The organism is Pseudotabrizicola sp., from assembly GCF_030684215.1.
GTDB lineage: Bacteria > Pseudomonadota > Alphaproteobacteria > Rhodobacterales > Rhodobacteraceae > Pseudotabrizicola.
On record NZ_JAUXOV010000076.1, the window covers coordinates 43,069 to 58,936 of the forward strand.

The following is a 15,868-nucleotide window of genomic DNA, read 5'->3' on the forward strand; positions in this document are numbered from 1 at the left end:
GACCTTTCGCAGGCGGTCTTGCAGGAAGGGGCGCGCGGAACTGTTCCCGCGCGCCCGGTTGTAAGGTCAGATGACTTCGGGACGATTTCCGCTGGCAAAGGGATAGCGCTTGCGGAAATCGTTTGCGATATCCTCAAAGGTCGCCCATTCGACGCCGGTGTGCTTGTTGATGTGTTCGATCAACCGCTCCAGCATCATAAGAACCTGCGGACGGCCGGCCACATCGGGGTGGATGGTAAAGGCGAACACGCCGTAGTCCATTTCGCGATACACCCAGTCGAACTGGTCGCGCCACAGTTCCTCGATGTCGCGCGGGTTGACAAAGCCGTGGCTGTTTGGCGCTTTTTTCATGAACATCATCGGCGGCAGGTCATCGACATACCAGTTGGCCGCAATATCCACGAGGTCGATTTCCGTGCCATGCTTCAGCGGATGCATCCAGTCCTTGGCGGATTTGGAATAATCGATGGTGTTCCAGCTGTCGCCCACGCGGGCATAGAAGGGCTGGAAGTCGCGGTAGCCTTGGCTGTGGTCATAGGTAAAGCCGTGCTTGAGCAGCAGAGCCGCGGTCGAGTTCGACATTTCCCACCACGGCGCCACATAGCCGCGCGGTTTCTGCCCGGTCAGGCCTTCGATCAACTCGATGGACTTGACCAGAACGTCTTCTTCCTGCGTCGGGGTCATCGCGATCGGGTTTTCGTGCAGATAGCCATGCGCGCCGATTTCATGCCCGTCCTTGACGATCATCTCCATTTCCTTGGGAAAGGTCTCAAGGCTGTGGCCGGGGATGAAGAAGCTGGTCTTGAGGTCGTATTTCTTGAACAGGCGCAGCAGGCGCGGCACGCCAACCTCGGTGGCGAAAATCCCGCGCTGGATGTCGGACGGGCTGTCGCCGCCGCCATAGGACCCGATCCATCCGGCGACCGAGTCGATGTCGGTGCCAAAGGCACACATGATTTTCTTAGCCATTCTGTCGTTCCTCCTTGTTGGTCTTTGGCCGGGATCAGCCCCGGACGAGGGTCTCTAGTGTCAGTCCTGCGGACAAAAGGGCGGTGTCGCGCCCATGGGTGCCGCAGATCATCAGCCCGGTTGGCATGCCGTCGCCGTCGATGCCATTGGGGATAGAAAGGCCGCACCAATCCAGAAAATTGCCAAGGGCGGTGTTGCGCAAGGTACGGAAATTGTGGCGGAAAAATTCCTCCACATCCGCTTCGAGCGGGGCCGTCGGCATGGCCACGCTTGGGGTGGTGGGACAGATCAGCAGACTGGTGCCGATCCGCGCGCCCACCGCCGCAATCAGCCGTGCGCGATGGGACAAGAGCCGCGACAGATCCACCGCTGTCATCTTGTCGGCCATGCGGATCCGGCGGATCACGCGGGGGTCAATCCGCGCCTCATCGGGCGTGTTCAACCGCGTCTCATGCACGATGGCCGCCTCGACCGAGGTGAGCGGGCCAAGGGCCGCGATGATCTCGGCGGTCTCGAACAATTCGGGCAAGGCGATGCGCCGCACCCGGACGCCCGCCCGTGACAGGCGCTGCACGGTGTCGTCAAAGGCGCGGGCGACCGCCGGGTCAAGGTCTTCGAACATCACCGCGTCGGGGATCACACAGTCAATCTCGGTCGCGGCACAGGCCACCGCGCGCGGGGCCGTCAGACCGCGCAAGACTGTGTCGACCAGCACGCAATCCTCGACCGTCTGCGCCAAGGGGCCAAGTGTGTCGAGCGTGGGCGAGAGGGGAAAGACGCCGTCCATCGGGTGATGCCCGGTCGAGGTCTTGTAGCCCACCACCCCATTGAACGCAGCCGGAATACGGATGGACCCGCCGGTATCGGTGCCGATGGACAAGGGCACGATACCCGCCGCCACCACCGCCCCGCTGCCCGAGGAGGACCCGCCGGGCGAGCGGGCGACACCCCCCGCACGCGGATTGCGCGGCGTGCCGTAATGCGGGTTCAGGCCAATGCCAGAATAGGCAAATTCCGTCATGTTGACGGTGCCGATGGTCACCAGACCCGCCCGCATCGCGGCCTGCACCAGCGCTGCATCCTGTGGGGCCGGGGCTGCGTCGCGCAGTACCGCCGAGCCTGCAGTCGTGACCGTGCCCCTAAGGTCGAACAGATCCTTCCACGCCAGAGGCACGCCGTCGAGCAGGCTTGCCGGAAACCCGGCCTGCAGCCGCTCGCGCGCGGCCCGCGCCTCGGCCCGGGCGCGGTCGCGGGTCTGGCGGATGAACAGCGCAGGGTCGTCATGGGCGTCGATGCGGTCAAAGACCTCATCGACCAGATCAACCGGATCGCGGCGCCCCGCCCGAAGGTCTTGCGCCAGAATGCTTGCGGTGGGTGCAGTCATGGTCTGGCCTATTGCAGGATCAGCGTGGCATCGGACGGGTTCCACGCCACAAAGGCAGTGCTGCCCGCCGTCAGCGTGTCACGATACTTGTCGGCATGGCCTTCGAGCGACACCGCCTCGCCATTGGGCAGGGTCAGCGCGATTTGCAGAATATGGCCGACAAGCTGCAAGCGGTTGATCGTGCAGGCAATCACATTGCTGCCATGCTGGGCGCGCACCTCGGCCTCGGCCATGGTGCCGGGCAGAACATGCATCGACTCGGCCGGCAGAACGATCGAAGCCTGCGCCCCGGCAGAGGTCCCGCCCGCAGGGGCATGGGCGGCCAAGGGGCCAAAGGCGGTGTCCACCATCACGTCCTCACTGCCGCCCGACCGAACGGTTCCGGCAATCAGCGTGTTCGCCCCGATGAAGCGGGCCACGAAAATGCTTTGCGGGCGGGTGTAAAGTTCGCGCGGCGGGCTGATCTGTTCGACGCGGCCCGCGTTCATCACCACGATGCGGTCCGACAGGGCCAGCGCCTCGGATTGGGCGTGGGTCACAAAAACGAATGTGATGCCCAGATCGCGTTGCAGCAGTTTCAATTCGTTCTGGATGCTTTTGCGCAGGTTGGCATCCAGCGCGCCCAAGGGTTCATCCAGCAAAAGGATATCGGGTTCCACCACAAGGCTGCGCGCAAGGGCGATGCGCTGACGCTGGCCGCCCGAAAGCCGGGTGGTGCGGATCCCCGCCACTTCGGTCAGGCCCAGCTTGTCAAGGATGCGGTCCACCTTGCGATCGGCCTCGGCCTTGGGCAGGCCCTTGACCTCCAGCCCGAACATCACGTTCTGGCGCACGGTCATATGCGGGAACAGCGCATAATTCTGAAAGATCATCGACGTGGGGCGATGTTCGGGCAGCATGTCGTTGATGCGCTTGCCCCGGATCATCAGATCACCCGAGGTGATCGATTCAAACCCCGCAATCATGCGCAGCGTGGTGGTCTTTCCACAGCCTGATGGGCCAAGAAAGGCGATGAACTCTCCCTTGTCGACATCCAGATTGAAGTCGATGACGGCGGGCGTGCCGTTGTCATATACCTTGCCGATGTTGGAAAGCGATAGGTCGTAGGCCACGGGCTCGTCCTCGGGGTTCATGTCTTTGCACGACCGGGGCGGGTGTCGCCCCGGTCGCAAGGGTCAAGGGTGGATCAGGCGGACAGGAATTCGTCCCACTTCTGGATCAGCAGGTCGTATTCTGCTGGCCACTGGTGCCAGTAGGCGACGTTGGCCGCACGGGTGGCAAGCGAGCCACCGTCGCGCAAATCGCCTTCCTTGATGCCGCGCTCTTCAGCGCCGACCCATGGCGCGCCCTCATACCAGAACGCGTATTTCTCTGGCGCCATGATGGCTTTGACCTTGTCGTTGGGCGAATAGTACCCCTGTTCCGACACAGCCACGGCTGGCGGACCCGACAGCCAGTAATCGGCATAGGCGGTGACCGCGTCAAAGTTGGGCGAGGATTTCAGCGCCGAAACCCCGATGGCCCAGCCGCGATAGCCGTTCTTCATGGTGGCATAGGAACATTGCACGCCCTGCGCCTTGACCGCCATCACGGCAGGCTGCCATGCGTCGGCCAAGATCATCTCGCCCGAGGCAAGCAGGTTGACGAGTTCGCCGAAGTCGCCCCAAAGCGCACGGAACTGGCCTTCTTTCTTCTTGGAAATCAGGAACTTCGCGGCTTCTTCGATGGCGGCTGCGTCCGGGTTGCCTGGGTTTGGCACTTCCAGCAGGCCCAATTCGTTCATGGCCATCACGGCCTGACCAAAGGCGATCAGCGGGTCAACGTTCAGGCCGGTCTTGCCCTTGAACTTGGGGTCGAACAGCGACGACCACATCGACGCCTCTTCCTCGGACACGAGGTCGGGGCGATAGCCGATCGAGTCGAAGTTATAGACCGTCGGCACCATGTTTAGTGCGGTCTGGCTCTCGTCGGTCCAGATCTGGCCGACGATCTGCGCGCTGCGGTCCCATTTGTCGGATGGCGTGGTAAAGCTTTCGCCCACGCCGGTCCAGTTCGACAGCGCCGACACCGGGATCGGGGCCACAAGATCGGTCATCACGATCGATGGCAGACGCTCGCCGATGGTTTCCCAGCAGTCATAAGCGGTGGAGCCGGACAGAAGTTCGGTCTGGGTGTTGGGGAAGATGTCGGCCTTGCCCGACACCGCACGCACACCCGATGCCGTCTTGAAGTCGTTGAGGATGCGCTCTTGCACCGTCACCGACAGGCCGACCGTGCGCAATTCCTGCGACGCGAGATCCTGGGCAAAGGCCTGCTGCGCGCCCAGAAAGGGCATACCGCCGGCTGCAAGGGCGACCGATCCTGCAGTTCCCTGCAGAAAGCGGCGGCGGGATAGGGAATTCATTGTCATTCTCAGATACCTCCTGATTGCCGTGTTGGTTGTTGTCTTGGTCTTCTTGTTATCGCCGGGTCAGTAGCGCCCGACGAGTAGTCCACCGTCGACGACAATGACCTGTCCGGTCATGTATCGGGCAGCGTTGGATGCAAGGAACTGGATCACATCCGCGATGTCTTCGGGTTCGCCGATGCGCCCCATCGGAATGAATTCCCCCGCCTTTTCGGCCCCTTCGGGACCAAGCGAGTTTTCCTTGGACAAAAGTTGCGCGGTACGGATGTAGCCTGGGGCCACACCGTTGACGCGGATGCCGTCGCGGGCAAGCTCCACCGCGAGGCCGCGCACCAGACCGACGACACCGGCCTTGGCGGCGGAATAATGCACATGTTCGTCCCAGCCATAGGCGACGCCCATGATCGAGGACAACGCGATGATCGAGCCTTTCTTGCGCGTCTTCATGCCGGGCAGGGCCGGGCGGATCACGCGGAAGATGCCTTTGAGGTCGATGTCAAAGGTGTGGTCCCATTTTTCATCCGTCAGGGCGGGCAGGGGCACCTTGTGCGCGATCCCGGCATTGGCGACGATCACATCGATCCCGCCGCGCGTGGCCTCGATCTGTGCCACCAGCGCATCGGCGGCTTCGGTCGAGCGCACGTCCAGCTTGTGGAATTCGGCGCTGCCACCTGCGGCCATGATCTCGGCCACAACGGCGTTGCCTTCGGTTTCCAGCACGTCGGTCACGACGATATGATGGCCGTCGCGGGCAAAGGCCAGGGCGGCGGCGCGGCCAATGCCGATGCCTGCGCCAGTGATGAGAACGGTGTCGGTCATAGCATCACATCTCCGGAATTCGGGCCAAGCGTCTGGCCCACAAACAAGGACGCCGCGGGCGAGCAGAGAAACGCCACCGTGGCGGCCACTTCCTCAGCTTCGCCAAAACGGCCCAAGGGCAGGGTGGCGGCCTTGGCGCGTTGCCAATCTTCGGACAGGCTGCGCACCAAGGGGGTGTTGATCGGGCCGGGGGCGACCGCATTGACGCGCACGCCCTGCGCCGACACTTCACGCGCCAGGGCCTTTGTCAGGCCGATGATCCCGGCCTTGGCGGCGGAATAATGCACCAGCTCCACCCCGCCGATCTGACCCAGTTGCGAAGCGACATTGACGATCACGCCCGCGCCCCGGTCCAGCATCCCGCGCAGCACGGCGTGCGTGCACAGAAAGCTGCCGCGCAAATGGACCGCGATCATCCTGTCGAAGTCAGCAACCGTCAGGTCCAGAAACCGGCCCTGATGCACGTGGCCCGCGTTGTTGACCAGATGGGTCACCGGGCCAAAGGCCGTCTCGGCTGCCGCCACCATCGCAGCAACATCGGATTCGTCCGACACATCGCCGCCGATGCCGTGGGCCGATGCGCCAAGGCCTGCCGCAACCTCTGCCGCCGCTTCGGCGCGGAAGTCATTGACCAGAACCTTGTAGCCATCGGCCACCAGACGTTCGGCAATGGCGCGCCCGATCCCCGATCCGGCCCCGGTGACGATTGCCACGCTCATGCGATATCCTCCTGCATGGCGGCTTTCTTGGCGCGGCGCACGGACATCGCCATCAGGATCCCGTAGACTGACAGCAGCGCAAAGGAGAACAGCGTGGTCAGCACCCCGAAGGCAAAGATATTGGGGTGAATTTCCACCGAGAAGGTGCCGTAGATCGCCAGCGGCAAGGTCTGATCCCGACCAGAGGCAAAGAGCGTGCGCGGGAATTCATCCAAGGACAGCGTGAAGGCAAAGAGCATCGCCGACAAGACACCCGGAAAGATCAGCGGAAAGGTCACCTTGCGGAACGTGGTCCAAGGGTCCACGCCCAGCGACCAGGCCGCCTCTTCCACGCTTGCATCAAAGCGGTTGAGGATGGCGAGCATCACGAGGAAGGCAAAGGGGAAGGTATAGGCGACATGGGTGGCAAAGGCGGTGGTATACCAGTGCCGTTCAATCCCGATCACGTTATTGGCCAAAAGCGAGGTGCCAAGCCCGGTCAGAACGCCCGGCACCATCATGCCCAGCACGATCAGGTAGAACACGACTGTCGACCCCTTGAACTTGCGCCGAAAGGCCTGCGCCGACATCACGCCCAGAACGGTCGAGACAACCATGGTCATGAAGGCAAGGATCAGCGAGCGCATTAACGCCTCGCCCACCGGAAGCGGCGCGATACGCGACGGCGGGGTCAGGCCAAAGATATGTCGATACCAATAGGTGGACCATTCGATGATCGGAAACTGCGGCCCGCCCTCTGGCCCTTGCTGGAACGAGATGATCGTCAGCACCACAAAGGGACCATAGAGGAACAGAACAAACAGGCCGACGTAGAAACCAAGCAAAGGTTTAAGGATACGCGATTCCATGACTTACAGCTCCCGCTTCAGGTCGACGATGCGTAGGAAGCCTGCAATCACGATGCCGATGACCACAGTCAGGATCACCCCCACCACCGAGGCCATTGCCCATTTCAGCGACCCGACCTGTGTGACGATGATATTGCCCAACAGGTTGACCTTGCGGCCCGACAAGGCGCCAGAGGTAGCAAATTCACCCAAAACCATCACAGAGACAAAGATCGACCCTACGACGACACCGGGCAGCGACAGCGGAAAGATGATCTTCCAGAAGATGCGGCCAAACCCGGCCCCAAGGTCGCGCGCGGCCTCGATGATGTTGCGGTCAATGCGGGCCAGCATGAAGGCGATGGGGCCCACCATGAACACGCAGTATATCTGTGTCATGCCGATGATGACGGACAATTCGGTAAACAGCAGAACCTCGATCGGTTCACGAATGATGCCCAATTTCATCAAGACGATGTTCACCGCTCCCTCTTTGCCCAGCATGGGCCGCCAGGCCAGCACGCGGATCAGGAAGGATGTCCAGAATGGGATGACGCAGATCACCAGAAGAATGGTGGACAAGGTCTTGCTTTTGATCAGCAATCCGACAAAGAGCGCCGTGGGGTAGCCAACCAGAAATGTGGTGGTCAGCACGATCAGCCAGATACGAATCGTGGTCCAGAGCGACCCGGTATAGGTGGCCGAGCCAAAGAACTGTTTCCAGCTTGCCAGCGTCGGTTCCGGCGAGATGGTAAAGGTGGTCTGGGTCCAGAAGGACACATAGACGATCATAAGGATCGGGGCCACGAGGAAGAGGCACATCCAGATGATGCCGGGGGCCAGCAGCAACCGGGTGGTGGCGTTCTGGCGCTTTTCGATGGTGAGGGTATCGGACATCACGCTGCCTCGCGGCCAAAGACGATGGCCTGTTCGGGGTTCCACGTCAGCAGGTAGTCCTGCCGGGGTTCATAGCTGTCGGGGGCACCAAGGCTGAGATGGTGTTCCATCTCGATCACATGCCCGTCGCTGGCCTCAAAGAAGTTCATGATCGACGACCCAAGGTATTCTGCGGCGATGAAGGTCGCCTTGACCGCCGGGCCGTCGGGTGTTGCCGAAACGGGCAGCACCCGCATCCGGTCATAGCGGATGGCATAGACATCTCGGTCGGCGCGCGATGCGCGCGACACAGGCGCAGTGCCAAAGACGCCGCTGAATTGGTTGCCCGACAAGGTGCCGTCGAACATGTTGAAACGGTTCAGGAAATGCGCCACATCGGGCGAGGCTGGCGTGTCATAGATCTGGTCCGACGTGCCGCTCTGGATGATGCGCCCCCGGTCCAGCACGACCACGCGGTCGCCCATGGCAAGGGCTTCGTTCTCGCTGCCCGTCACATGCACAAAGGTCACGCCAAGCCGTTCGCGGATGGCGCGCAATTCGTTGCGCATCCGGCCACGCAGGTTGGCATCCAGCGCGCCCAGAGGTTCGTCCAGCAAGACAAGCTTTGGCTGCATGGTGAGGGTGCGGGCAAGCGCCACGCGCTGACGCTGGCCGCCCGAAATCTGGTCCACGCCCCGGTCTTCCATTCCCGAAAGGCCAACCAGATCAATCATCTCGCGGCTGCGGCGGTCGATCTCGGCCGCACTCAGCCCGTGTTTGCCATGCGTCAGGCCAAAGCCGATATTCTGGATCACGGTCAGGTGGGGGAACAGGGCGAAGTTCTGAAACACGAACCCGATTCCGCGTTCATGCGCGGGCGTGTTGGTGATGTCGCGACCCTGAAAATATACCCGGCCCTGTTCGGGTTGTTCGAACCCGGCAATGACGCGCAAGAGCGTGGTTTTGCCCGACCCTGACGGCCCGAGGAACGAGATATACTCGTTCTCGCCCGCCGACAGGGTGGCGTTGTCCAGCGCAACAAGATCGCCGTAGCGCTTTGTCACCCCCTCAAGTCGAAAGACTGCCGTTTCCACCATCACCTCGTCTGCGTAAAGGCCAGCCGCCGGAGCAGGCTGCCCTAGTTCTGGTCATCCGCCTTGTCCCATCGTGGCGCAGCGGTCGAAACATAAAAACTGTATATCGTATGAAATAACGGTTTTAATAACCTGTCAACCGTTAAAAAAGTTTCGATATTGCTCGCATATGGGCAATGAAAGCAAAAATACGCACAATTATCCAGCCGACGCCAAAGCTTCGTCGAGTAAAAAAATGGACTTACAATTCGATGTTCATTTTAGACCGGACTAAGGTAGGGGGAGAAAGAGCCGGTTTCACTGATAACGGCGACAATCTTCATCCGCGCCAGATAACGGCGGGCCACGATAGACAGGTGGTCTCGCAGGTATTCTGCCGCAGAATCAATGGGATGGCGGGCAATCAGGTCGAACAGTGTGTGATATTGCTCGATCGTGGTCTCGTCGCGGGGCAGGCCAAGGCCGATCAGCGCCCGATCCACCGCCGAGAGCAGCAGGCCATTGCTGCGGATCATTTCGACGAGGGTCGTGTTCGGTGCCTGCGCGATACAAAGTTCAAGCAGCGCGTCGCCCAGATATTCCGACGAAATCGCCGGATCCTTGCCGATCCGGTCCAGCACGGTCTCGACATCGGCATAACGGATATGCGGCGCGGCCAGTCGCAAGGCCGCAGGCTCGACGATGCTACGCAGCTGGAATTTCTCGCTCACGGTGCGGGCGGTCAGTGGCCCGGCGATCCAGTGCGAACTGGCGCTTTTGCGAATCAGGCCACGTTCCTGCAACCGGGCCAGCACGTCGCGCACCACGGTGCGGCTGACGCCCAGATAGTCGGCCAATTCGGTTTCAACGATGCGGAATTCGCCAAAGATCTGGCACGAGGCGACCTCTTCCTCGACCTGATCATAGACATGGCGCCATGTGCCGCGGGTTTGCAGCGCCTCATCCACCTCGGCTGGGATGTCCAGCGGCAGGTCGCGGATATCGCGGCGCAGCGGCACCACGGGTTGCGCCCCGCTGCCCACCAGATAGCCGCGCCCGTCAAAACGGTGGATCAGGTTTTCATCCAGCAATTGCCGCAGCGCCGATTGCACCGGCACGCGGCTGGTCTGCATCACGGCGGCAATCGGGCCTTCCAGCAGCACAAAGCCTTCGGGTATGGTGCCGCTGCGGATATTGCTGCGCAAAACGCGGGTAATCAGCTCATAGCGCGGTTCTTGCGCAAGGGGATTGGCCGAACGGATCATGCGGCCACCCCCTCGCGGACGCGCCCGATAAAGCGGTCCCATGCCCGTGTGGCATAGTTGTATTCATCCATGACGGTGTTCCAGATGGCGATCCGTCGGCTGCGCTCGTGATAGGGACCACCCGCACGGCGGGCGCCCGCCTTGACCACCGTATCGCCATCGGGGCCGGCTAGGTCGTGCCGGGCTGCGGCCCCGTCATACCAATAGGCCCATTCCTCGGGCGTCAGATGCGCCTTTATCGGCTCTGGGTTCGAGATGTAATAACCCTGACGCGCCATGACCGCGCCCGCAAATCCCGATAGCCACCAGTTCAGGTATTCATAGGCCATGTCCAGCCCCGCGCCGCGCAGATGCCGCGACAGGCTGGCCCCGCCATGCCAGGCGCGGTAGCCCTCGATCGGGGCGGATTCGACGAAATGTCCAAAGCCCGCGCCCAGTTTGCCATAGACCGGCGACCACATGCTTTGCACCGCAACCGACCCGTTGCGGATCAGGTTTGCCGCCGCCTCGCCGTCGCGCCACGCGCCGCAGAAATAGCCCTGCGCCCGGCGATCCTCCAGCAGCGCCATCAGCGCATTGATCTCCTCGATGGTCATGTTGCCGATATCGGCAAATTCCAGCTCGCCCGAGGCTTCGGCGGCAAGGGCTGCATCAAACAGGCCGATGGCCGGTTCGTCCACCAGCGCGATCCGGCCCTTGGCGCGCCGGTCCAGCAGCCACGACCAGCTTGGCCGCACATCCGGCCCGGTGCCGAACACCCGCGCGTCAAAGCCGAAACTGTCCATGTTGTGAACCGTGGGCAGCATCGAGATCTGCCGTGTGGGCTTGGGGCCCAGAAACCCGCCCGGTTGCACATACAGTTTCTTGACCGGTGCGTCGCCGTGGCCGCGCCACGCGTATTTGCTGACGCCGCCTTCCTTGGCCAGCGCGCTGATGTTGCCCCAATCGCGGATGCGGCTGATGTCGATGGGCTGCAATGCGCCCCAGAACCAGACGATATCAAGGTTGTGAAAGCATTGCTCGTAGACGTCATAGCCTTCGGGGTCCATCGCGGCCCGGCTTTGGCAGATCGGAAACTCCAGCAATTCGAAATCGACATCGAATCCCAGATCGGCGGCGGCCCGCATCCGCACCGGGTCCAGCAGCGTGATCGAGGTGCCGCGCACGCGCAGACGTCGCCGAAGAACGACGGGCGGGGCAGTCAGGGTGGCGGGCGAAACATTGTCCATGGTCACGGGTCTTTCAACAGGGCGCGGGCGATGGAGCCGCCCGCGCGGATCGTGTCTTGTGTCGCGGTCAGCTCAGGCTCGACTCGATGGCGGCCAGCACCGCCGCCCGGTCCTTGCGCGCGGCCAGCGCCTGTTCCATCGTCACCTTGACGAAGCGCGTCGGTGTGTGTGGTTGCAATTGGCCGATCAGGTCCATATCGGCCGATACCACCGTGCCTACCATGAAATACCCGCCCCCCGACACCGCATCGCGGTGCAGCACGATGGGTTCGGTCCCCCCCGGCACCTGCACCGAGCCATAGGGATAGCAGGCATCGACGATGTTCGACGGGTCCGACCCCGCGCCAAAGGGTTGGTCGCGTGGCACGAATTCCAGCGGCGTGCCGGCCTTGAACCGGTATCCGATGCGGTCGGCCTCTGGCGCGACTTTCCAGGTGTCGTCAAAGAATTGCGCGCCCGCCGCTTCGGTGATGCGGTGCCAGTACAGCCCCGGCAACATCCGCAATTCGGCAGGTGCGCCGGGCTTGCGCCGCAGGGTCTCTGGGACCGTGCGGCCAGCCGTGCCGCTGCCAGTCCCGACCGGCAGAACATCCCCCGCCATCAGCTTGCGCCCCTCATGTCCGCCCAGCGCGCCCAGCGTATAGGTCGAGCGCGAGCCCAGAACCACCGGCACGTCGATGCCGCCCGAGACCGCGATATAAGCCCGCGCCCCCGACTTGAGAAAGCCGAAGGACAGAACCTGCCCCTTTTTCACCCCAAAAGAGGTCCAGCCCGCCTGTTCCGCGCCATCGACCTTTGGCGGCATGTCGGCCCCAGTGACGGCCACCACCGCATCGGCGGTGAATTCCAATTCCGGCCCCATGAACACCGCCTCCAGCACCGCAGCCCCGGCGGGGTTGCCGACCAGCAGGTTTGCGGCGGCCAGCGACAAGCTGTCCATGCCCCCAGATTGCGGAATCCCGATGTGGTAATATCCCGGACGACCCAGATCCTGCACCGTGGTCGACAGGCCGGGTTTGAGCACGTTAATGGCCATTGAGAGCCTCCATCACACGAGCATTGGTGCCGTCGATATCCTTCTGGAACTCTGCCAGCGAAAAGCGCACGGGGGCAATGCGCGGCATCCAGCGCCCGGCATCGACCTCGGCGACCGTATGATCATATTCGGCGCGGTCGATGGGTTTCCATTTCACGATGTCCCCCGGTTTGAACAGGCACATGAAATCCTGCAGATAGGGCGTGGTCTGCGCCGGGTCATAGATCGGCATCGGCGTGATGCCGAACATCTGATACCCGCCCGCACCGCGCACCGAATAGATGCAGGCAAAGCAGCCACCATGCCCCACGGTCAGGCGCGGCGTATCGGTGCGTGGGCGCAGGTATTTCGGCGACTGGATCTGCCGCGCACGGTCCACCATCTGATACAGGAACGGCAGACCCGCGACGAACCCCACCATCGACACGAACCACGGCGCGCCGGAATGGGCTTTGACAAAGCCATCGACGCCGTCAAGATTGTTGATCCGGGCCGTATATTCGATGTCGGTCGAGGTCGGGTCCTGATGGCGTTCGCGAAACCGCATCAGCGTCTCGTGCGTCCACGGGTCGTTATAGAGCACCGGCACCTCGATGATGCGCGTGTCCAGCGTCGAGGGCGCGGACTGGGCCGCCGCCTCCAGCGCCTTGAGCTCGCGCATCATGTCGTCGGGCGCGATCACGTCGGGGTCAAAGCGCACCTGAAAGGACGCATTGGCCGGGCAGATTTCGGTCACGCCCTTGATCTTTGCCTCGCGTAGCGCGTTGGTGATCGACATGCCCTTGAAGAACGCCTCAAGCGACATTTCCTCGTCACATTCGACAAAGATGTGTTCATCCCCCCCAAAGGAGTATCTGGTCTTCATTCCGTTGTCTCCTCAGTCCCAAGACGATGTGCGTTCTCTTGCAGCCACGGCTCCAGCCAGCGGGTGTGAAAATCGGCCACTGCCACCTGCCGGTCGCGGGCCAGCAATTGGTGCAGCGGTTTTGTGGTGGGCAGGCCGGTGATGTGCAATTCCTCCAGCGCGCGCTGCATCCGGGTGATGGCCGAGGCGCGGTCTTCGTCCCAGACGATCAGCTTGCCCAGAAGGGAATCGTAAAACGGCGGCACGGTATAGCCCTGATACAGCATCGTATCGAAGCGCACGCCCGCGCCGCCCGGCACGGTCAGCGCTTCGATCGTGCCGGGACCGGGCTGGAAATTGCGCGCGGGGTCTTCGGCGCATATCCGCACCTCGATCGCATGGCCCTTGAGGGAGATGTCCTCCTGCCGGTAGCGCAGCGGCGCGCCGCCTGCGATGCGCAACATCTCGCGCACCAGATCGACGCCGGTGATCATTTCCGTCACCGGATGTTCGACCTGAATCCTGGTGTTCATCTCGATGAAATAGAAATGCCCCGTGGCATCGTCATAGAGATATTCCAAGGTTCCCGCCCCGCGATAGCCCACCGCCTCGGCCAAGGCGACGGCAGAGGCGCAGAGTTTTTCGCGCATGGGCTGGGGCAGGGTGGCCGAGGGCGCTTCCTCCCAGACCTTTTGCCGGCGACGCTGCAAGGAACATTCGCGTTCGAAGAAATGCACGGCCCGTGCGCCATCGCCCAGAATCTGCACCTCGATGTGGCGGGCGCGTTCAATGACCTTTTCCATATACAGCCCACCATCGCCAAAGGCGGCCTTGGCCTCGGCGCTGGCTTGCGGCATCAGGCGGTCGAATTCGGCCATGTCATGCGCGATGCGGATGCCCCGCCCGCCACCGCCCGCCGCGGCCTTGATCATCACCGGAAAGCCGATGGCCAGCGCCACGGCCCGCGCCTGTGCCAGATCGTCGATCCGCCCATCCGACCCTGGCACAACCGGCACGCCCGCGCTTTCAGCGGCGATGCGCGCGGCCACCTTGTCGCCCATGACCCGGATCGCATCGCCCGAAGGCCCGACCCAGACCATGCCCGCCGCCACCACCGCATCGGCAAAATCGGCGTTTTCGGCCAGAAAGCCGTAGCCGGGATGCACGGCATCGGCCCCGGTGCTGGCTGCGGCCTGCAAAATCGCGGGGATGTTCAGATAGGATTTCGCAGCCGAGGGCGGGCCGATGTTCACCGCCTCATCCGCCATGCGCACGGCCAGACTGTCGGCATCGGCGGCGCTGTGGACCTGCACGGTGCGGATGCCCAGTTCCTTTGCCGCGCGGATGATCCGCACGGCGATTTCGCCCCGGTTAGCGATCAGAAGTTTGCGGATGAGCATCGTCACTCCAACTCGACAAGCGGCTGGCCCGCCATCACGGGTTCTTCGTCATCGGTGGGAAAGCCGGTGATGATGCCGGCCTGATCGGCCACCACCTCGTTGAAGGATTTCATCACCTCGATCAGCCCGATCACATCGCCCACCGCCACCGCGTCGCCAACCGATTTGAAGGCCGGCTGATCGGGGCTGGGTTTGCGGTAGAAGGTGCCGGGAAGCGGAGAGAGGATCTGTTTGGCCATGGTCTTGTTCCTGTTGGTCGGTTCTTGTTTGTCTGGTCGAATCAGGCGCGGGGGCGCACCGCATCGCGCACCGCCTGCGCCACCGCCACCGCATTCGGCGTATCGGAATGCACGCAGATCGCGTCGGCGCGCACCGGCACGTCAACCCCGCCCACCGACCGCACCACCCCATCCGAAATCGCGCGCAGGCAAGCGGTAGACGCCGCCGCGGGGTCGGTTGCGGCATGTTCGCGGGTGATGATAAGCCCGCCTTGGTCATTGTAATCAAGGTCGGCATAGAATTCAGACACAAAAATGTGTCCCCGCGCGGTATAGACCTGTTCATGCAGCGTGCCTGCCATGCCAAACAGCGGCACCCTGAAGATGTCGGCAGCATCGGCCACCGCATGGGCGATGTCCTCCATCCGCGCGGCCATGCCATAGAGCGAGCCATGCGGTTTTATATGGTTCAACACCATGCCTTCAGCGTCCAGAAAGCCCTTGAGCGCGCCAATCTGATAGATCAGGCAATTGAGCAATTCCTCGCGCCCGATCTTCATCTCGCGCCGGCCAAAGCCTTGCAGATCGGGCAGCGACGGATGCGCGCCCACCTTGACCCCGTGCTGTTTGGCAAGGTGCACCGTCTTGCGCATGTGGTTGAAATCGGACGCATGAAAGCCGCAGGCCACATTGGCCACGTCGATCAGCGGCATCAGCCCCTTGTCATCGCCGATGTGATAAAGGCCAAAGCCTTCGCCCATGTCGCAATTGATGATCGTCACACCTGTTTCTCCTGACTTTG

The 15,868-nt window shown here is 62.5% G+C and carries 16 protein-coding genes; all 16 read right to left on the reverse strand.

The annotated features are described in order from the left end of the window. Nucleotides 1–66 precede the first annotated feature (66 nt). On the reverse strand, nucleotides 67–969 hold the full coding sequence (locus Q8K08_RS19240) for a polysaccharide deacetylase (protein ID WP_304797931.1): 903 nt from the start codon (nucleotides 967–969) through the stop codon (nucleotides 67–69). 34 nt (nucleotides 970–1,003) lie between these two features. Next, on the reverse strand, nucleotides 1,004–2,353 hold the full coding sequence (locus Q8K08_RS19245; protein ID WP_304797932.1) for an amidase: 1,350 nt from the start codon (nucleotides 2,351–2,353) through the stop codon (nucleotides 1,004–1,006). Between the two features lie 8 nt (nucleotides 2,354–2,361). Further along, entirely contained in the window at nucleotides 2,362–3,465 is a 1,104-nt protein-coding gene (locus tag Q8K08_RS19250) for an ABC transporter ATP-binding protein (protein WP_304797934.1), read from the reverse strand. 74 nt (nucleotides 3,466–3,539) lie between these two features. Further along, the gene (locus Q8K08_RS19255) at nucleotides 3,540–4,763 is read right to left on the reverse strand and encodes a PotD/PotF family extracellular solute-binding protein (protein ID WP_304797936.1); all 1,224 of its coding nucleotides are present in this window, start codon (nucleotides 4,761–4,763) and stop codon (nucleotides 3,540–3,542) included. 60 nt (nucleotides 4,764–4,823) lie between these two features. Further along, entirely contained in the window at nucleotides 4,824–5,579 is a 756-nt protein-coding gene (locus Q8K08_RS19260) for an SDR family NAD(P)-dependent oxidoreductase (RefSeq protein ID WP_304797938.1), read from the reverse strand. Then, the gene (locus Q8K08_RS19265; protein ID WP_304797940.1) at nucleotides 5,576–6,298 is read right to left on the reverse strand and encodes an SDR family NAD(P)-dependent oxidoreductase; all 723 of its coding nucleotides are present in this window, start codon (nucleotides 6,296–6,298) and stop codon (nucleotides 5,576–5,578) included. The genes Q8K08_RS19260 and Q8K08_RS19265 overlap by 4 nt, the downstream gene beginning before the upstream one ends. After that, complete coding sequence (locus tag Q8K08_RS19270; protein WP_305251350.1) at nucleotides 6,295–7,146, reverse strand: ABC transporter permease; 852 nt, start codon at nucleotides 7,144–7,146, stop codon at nucleotides 6,295–6,297. The genes Q8K08_RS19265 and Q8K08_RS19270 overlap by 4 nt, the downstream gene beginning before the upstream one ends. A 3-nt stretch (nucleotides 7,147–7,149) precedes the next feature. Then, on the reverse strand, nucleotides 7,150–8,022 hold the full coding sequence (locus tag Q8K08_RS19275; protein ID WP_304797944.1) for an ABC transporter permease: 873 nt from the start codon (nucleotides 8,020–8,022) through the stop codon (nucleotides 7,150–7,152). Then, on the reverse strand, nucleotides 8,022–9,098 hold the full coding sequence (locus Q8K08_RS19280; RefSeq protein ID WP_304797946.1) for an ABC transporter ATP-binding protein: 1,077 nt from the start codon (nucleotides 9,096–9,098) through the stop codon (nucleotides 8,022–8,024). The genes Q8K08_RS19275 and Q8K08_RS19280 overlap by 1 nt, the downstream gene beginning before the upstream one ends. A 257-nt stretch (nucleotides 9,099–9,355) precedes the next feature. Next, nucleotides 9,356–10,339, reverse strand: a complete 984-nt coding sequence (locus tag Q8K08_RS19285; RefSeq protein ID WP_305251353.1) for a GntR family transcriptional regulator — start codon at nucleotides 10,337–10,339, stop codon at nucleotides 9,356–9,358. Continuing rightward, the gene (locus Q8K08_RS19290; RefSeq protein WP_304797950.1) at nucleotides 10,336–11,568 is read right to left on the reverse strand and encodes a PotD/PotF family extracellular solute-binding protein; all 1,233 of its coding nucleotides are present in this window, start codon (nucleotides 11,566–11,568) and stop codon (nucleotides 10,336–10,338) included. Before Q8K08_RS19290 ends, Q8K08_RS19285 begins: the two co-directional genes overlap by 4 nt. 67 nt (nucleotides 11,569–11,635) lie before the next feature. Further along, on the reverse strand, nucleotides 11,636–12,604 hold the full coding sequence (locus Q8K08_RS19295) for a biotin-dependent carboxyltransferase family protein (RefSeq protein ID WP_304797953.1): 969 nt from the start codon (nucleotides 12,602–12,604) through the stop codon (nucleotides 11,636–11,638). Further along, a complete protein-coding gene (locus tag Q8K08_RS19300; RefSeq protein WP_305251356.1) occupies nucleotides 12,594–13,469 on the reverse strand; it encodes an allophanate hydrolase subunit 1 in 876 nt (291 codons plus the stop codon). The genes Q8K08_RS19295 and Q8K08_RS19300 overlap by 11 nt, the downstream gene beginning before the upstream one ends. Further along, nucleotides 13,466–14,848 carry an acetyl-CoA carboxylase biotin carboxylase subunit gene (locus tag Q8K08_RS19305; RefSeq protein ID WP_305251358.1) on the reverse strand — a complete coding sequence of 461 codons (1,383 nt, stop codon included), beginning with the start codon at nucleotides 14,846–14,848 and terminating at the stop codon, nucleotides 13,466–13,468. The genes Q8K08_RS19300 and Q8K08_RS19305 overlap by 4 nt, the downstream gene beginning before the upstream one ends. Nucleotides 14,849–14,850: 2 nt before the next feature. Then, the gene (locus Q8K08_RS19310) at nucleotides 14,851–15,087 is read right to left on the reverse strand and encodes an acetyl-CoA carboxylase (protein ID WP_304797958.1); all 237 of its coding nucleotides are present in this window, start codon (nucleotides 15,085–15,087) and stop codon (nucleotides 14,851–14,853) included. A 41-nt stretch (nucleotides 15,088–15,128) separates the two neighbouring features. Next, the gene (locus tag Q8K08_RS19315; protein ID WP_305251360.1) at nucleotides 15,129–15,848 is read right to left on the reverse strand and encodes a LamB/YcsF family protein; all 720 of its coding nucleotides are present in this window, start codon (nucleotides 15,846–15,848) and stop codon (nucleotides 15,129–15,131) included. Between the last annotated feature and the right edge of the window lie 20 nt (nucleotides 15,849–15,868).